The following is a 3,945-nucleotide window of genomic DNA, read 5'->3' on the forward strand; positions in this document are numbered from 1 at the left end:
TATCGCGGACAGAGACTTCTTAATGGTTGACGAATTTGATAGTATCGAATAAGTTCCATCGATTTGATTTATAGATGTGGAATCCCTAGAAATAGGGATTTTTCATTTGCGGTGTCCAGTAATGCCCCCTAATATGGTACTAGAAAGTTAAAGGGACAATTCTCTTTCAAAATACACCTCTTCTTTATCGTCCGGAGAATCCTTAACATAGCAATAGTATATTTTATTGAGAAATGCCCGGACAATTAAAGCCTTTTTTGGGTTCTTACTGGAATAGACCGTTTGCCCTGCCTTATACAGTTTGTTTACAGTGGACTTTTTATTCAGTCGTAAACATTTCAGGGTTAAATTTAAGTCTATGAACATCATTTTGAACTTATTTGTTGCAACAATCAAATAATCCGTAAATCTTGGGATAACAACGGTGTCCCCCAATTTCAAGAGGGTCGTTTCGTTGTCCATGGTTATTTTGGCCTTACCTTCTATGATCTCAAAAAATATAGACTTTGTAGACCCCTTACCCTCCAGTTCCATTCCTATATCAAAAGACATTGCCTTGATCTCTCCTGTTTTTTTCTTTAGCACAGAGATTGTGGATATGGCGTTGGGGACATAGGTCATTTTTTCTGCTATGTCGTTGGAAATCATCTTTGAAAATTGTGTATCGACCATGGTATGGAATGTTAAAATCAAAAGGAACAATTATAGCCTGAAAACCATCATGGTCTTCTATATTTTTTTACTGGACGAAAATCAGAAAACCACTTTATTATACTCTTCCGTAAACGGAACGTGGATATCAAAATCGGGCAGGAGAGTTCCTTATGAAGTTACGCATATTATCTGGATATCTTTGGTTTTACAGGAGAATTCATAGCTATGAATTTTCAGGATGGAAGAGACCATATTAACATACCTGAGTCCCAAATGGCCATTAGTAAAGTTGGGACGAATACGAGAATCCCTTGAAAAAAACGGGCATAGTATACCACCTTCGTCGGAAAAAATTGAGTACCGCACAACAACCGACAAGATACTGACCTACAAACTACTACAATGAAATATTGGGTGGTTCATATGAATCGTTTTGAGTGGTTCCATTATCCGTCTCATCCACTTCATAATGTGCAAATATTTAAAATTAGACAAAAAAATAGCGGGGGGCGTACCGCCGCTATTTTTCTATTTACACACTTTATGAGATAGTCCTAAAATAAAGGAAGAATCAATCATCACCTACTTATCAGTAAATTACAATGCCCCGTTTGTTTCTATTAAACAGTTACTATTCTGGATCTAATAAACTTGATATTCGTTTTTGTCACACCGTATTCCTGTGCCAAAACCTCCCAATGACTTAGGGCGTACTTGGTTTGCTCTACAATTTCATTGACCTTGGATTGTTTTAGATTGGCTTCCTCCCCTAATTTCAATAAATGTCCAATTGATGGCGATTGTCCTTCTCCCATGACCATGGTACTCTGTTGTCCCCTTGGACCTGATGAAAAGGTCAGGTCATAGGCGGGGGATAATTTCCACTCCCCTTTTTCTCCCATAAGAAAGGAAAAGTTTTTACCATGGTCATCCCGGTTATGGGAGAGCACATTGAATACGGCAAGACGGAACATTTTCTCTACTTCTCGCACATCCTTGGTAAGCACCCCGGTAAGGGCGATCAAATCCTCATAGTCCAAGGACGGTATTCTAAAGTTCGAATGCAGCAGACCACTGGCGGTATGCATATGAAATCTTTTGTCTCCTTTCCTGTCGAAGCGTTGGGTAGCAAAATAACCGGAACCCTTTGCCGCTTCAAATAGATGTACGGGCATCATCTCCACACCAGCATCCTTGGCCATAAGGGCATATACATACTCGATTGCACCGGCATCGATACCATCGCTACCATTGGCAAATTTGACCAGCCAATGCTCATGGTTCGGACCAAGGTCATGTTTTCCCGAGATAATATGGGTTTTCGTCCTATCCAAACCAATAAGGGCCTTTGGGCGGGCTCCCGCGGATGAACCATTCAGATCGATCAGCTCCTTCAGCACCTCATCGGCCGTTCCCTCCAAAATCTCCTGTGTGTGCCGGGAAAGTATATCCAGATCTATCTCATCCTTTTCAACGTTTATCTCACTATAATCAGGCTCATACACCAAAGCCCCAAGCCCTGTTGTACCAACATGGGCCAACCGGTCCAAAGATGAAAAATCATCTGGCAGCAGATTTTGACTTCTAATGTACCGATCGAACAGTAGCCGTCCCCATCCATCAGGCAGACTGTCATTAAAGACACCGGGCAACCCCTCAAAGGGTTGATAATCGAACACCTGAAGTCCCGGACCAAGGGGGAGTTTGACCGGGGATATTTCCAATCCTTTTTTTATGAAATCAGTGTCATATTCAAAATATGTTTTATAATCCCGGATGGCCAGACGGCCCACTGGGACAGTACCGTTTCCAAAATCTATCCCGACCCTTAATTCATTTACAGAAATATACGTACTCATCCGTGTTTACCCCTTTTGGGCTTTTTATCATCTTTGGCCAATACATCATCGATGGATGAAAAATTGTTTTCCATAGGTTCGGTAGCTGTTATAAGCTTATCCATGCATCCCAGCGTCAGGGCCAACTTTAAAAAAGATTCCAGGGAAATAATTCCCTTTTGTTCAAACTTGCGCAAAGAGGATAAACTTACCCCTGAACGCTCGGCCAGGCCCTTTTGGGTCAGCCCCCTCCCAAGACGCAGATCCCTCATGTTCCGAGAAATTCTCTTTTGGGCTTTGTTTTTAGTAATAAGTGATTCCATAATATTAGTTAATTGCAAATATAGCCAATAATTACCATTATAGTGTTAATTAAAAATAAAATAAGGCACTCGACACCAAGGTTGGGAAGCTCTTCGTTTGGCACAGGAGGTTTATAATCTGGAAAATGTTATCCAAGATTCAAATGCCACATGGACCAATGAAATGTTGGATTATGGAGCACAAGTGGAAAAAACGGGCATAGTATACCTCCTTCGCCGGAAAAAATTGAGCACCGTACAACAACCGACAAGATATTGACCTACAAACTACTACCATGAAATATTGGGTGGTTCATATGTGCCGTTTTTAGTGGTTCCCATTATCCGTCTCATCCAAGAAGGAACAGTAAAGTTTTTCAACAACGACAAAGGGTATGGGTTTATCACCTCTACAAATTCCAACGAGGATATTTTTGTGCACGCATCGGGGTTGATCGATGAAGTAAGGGAAAATGACGAAGTGCGCTATGAAACGAAGCAGGGTCAGAAAGGACTAAATGCAGTCAACGTTGAAGTAATCGATTGACCTTGATTATTCCACTTCTTTTGGAGAGGTGAATTTTTTTTGAACGAAAAAAGACTGTTTGTGCAAATGGTCTTTTTTTTTCTGTCATGAAGTCTTAAAATCAAGAAGGAGCTAAGACTCCCTAATATCACTTATAGATAGCTATTTAACTGGAAACGCCGGGCATAGTATAAAGGCCACGCCGGAATATAGTGAGCATGGCAAAACCATTATAAGCGACTGAATTTATGTCAACTACATTAAAATTTAAAGTGACTCAGATTAGCCCTTTTTAGCGGTTCTCGGTATCCGGCCCATCCAATAAGGGTCAACAGGAATTAATCGCCAAGTTTATTCCAAATAAAAAGCCTTTTCTCTGGCATGGATGAGCAGGGCAAACTGAACCATCTATAGCGGATGAAAGTGAGCAGGGCAAATCACCATCAACTCTTTGCATCACAAAAGTTTAAAGACAGATATTAGGTGGTTTAATTTATCGTCAATAGTGATATATATTGGCCATTCGACCCAATTTGTTTTTAATCGAATAAATAACTTATATTTGTTCATATATATATTTTGTTCACGTTTTCGTGAACACTGTTAATAAGTGAAAAATGAATGC

5 protein-coding genes are annotated in these 3,945 nt (G+C 40.3%); 2 read left to right on the forward strand and 3 right to left on the reverse strand.

Features of this window, described 5'->3' with window-relative positions; genetic code table 11:
- Positions 1-147: 147 nt before the first annotated feature.
- From K1F36_RS19770 to K1F36_RS19780, 3 genes are all read right to left on the reverse strand, one after another.
- Positions 148-672, reverse strand: a complete 525-nt coding sequence (locus K1F36_RS19770) for a cupin domain-containing protein (RefSeq protein WP_220115323.1) — start codon at positions 670-672, stop codon at positions 148-150.
- A 602-nt stretch (positions 673-1,274) separates the two neighbouring features.
- On the reverse strand, positions 1,275-2,513 hold the full coding sequence (locus K1F36_RS19775; RefSeq protein ID WP_220115324.1) for a type II toxin-antitoxin system HipA family toxin: 1,239 nt from the start codon (positions 2,511-2,513) through the stop codon (positions 1,275-1,277).
- Entirely contained in the window at positions 2,510-2,815 is a 306-nt protein-coding gene (locus K1F36_RS19780) for a helix-turn-helix domain-containing protein (protein ID WP_220115325.1), read from the reverse strand. The genes K1F36_RS19775 and K1F36_RS19780 overlap by 4 nt, the downstream gene beginning before the upstream one ends.
- A gap of 97 nt (positions 2,816-2,912) precedes the next feature.
- Here K1F36_RS19780 and K1F36_RS19785 point away from each other — a divergent pair, with 97 nt between their 5' ends.
- Positions 2,913-3,074 carry a hypothetical protein gene (locus K1F36_RS19785; protein ID WP_220115326.1) on the forward strand — a complete coding sequence of 54 codons (162 nt, stop codon included), beginning with the start codon at positions 2,913-2,915 and terminating at the stop codon, positions 3,072-3,074.
- A gap of 72 nt (positions 3,075-3,146) precedes the next feature.
- A complete protein-coding gene (locus tag K1F36_RS19790; RefSeq protein ID WP_220115327.1) occupies positions 3,147-3,341 on the forward strand; it encodes a cold-shock protein in 195 nt (64 codons plus the stop codon).
- Positions 3,342-3,945 lie beyond the last annotated feature (604 nt).

The organism is Flagellimonas abyssi, assembly GCF_019457905.1.
GTDB classification, from domain to species: Bacteria; Bacteroidota; Bacteroidia; order Flavobacteriales; family Flavobacteriaceae; genus Flagellimonas; species Flagellimonas abyssi.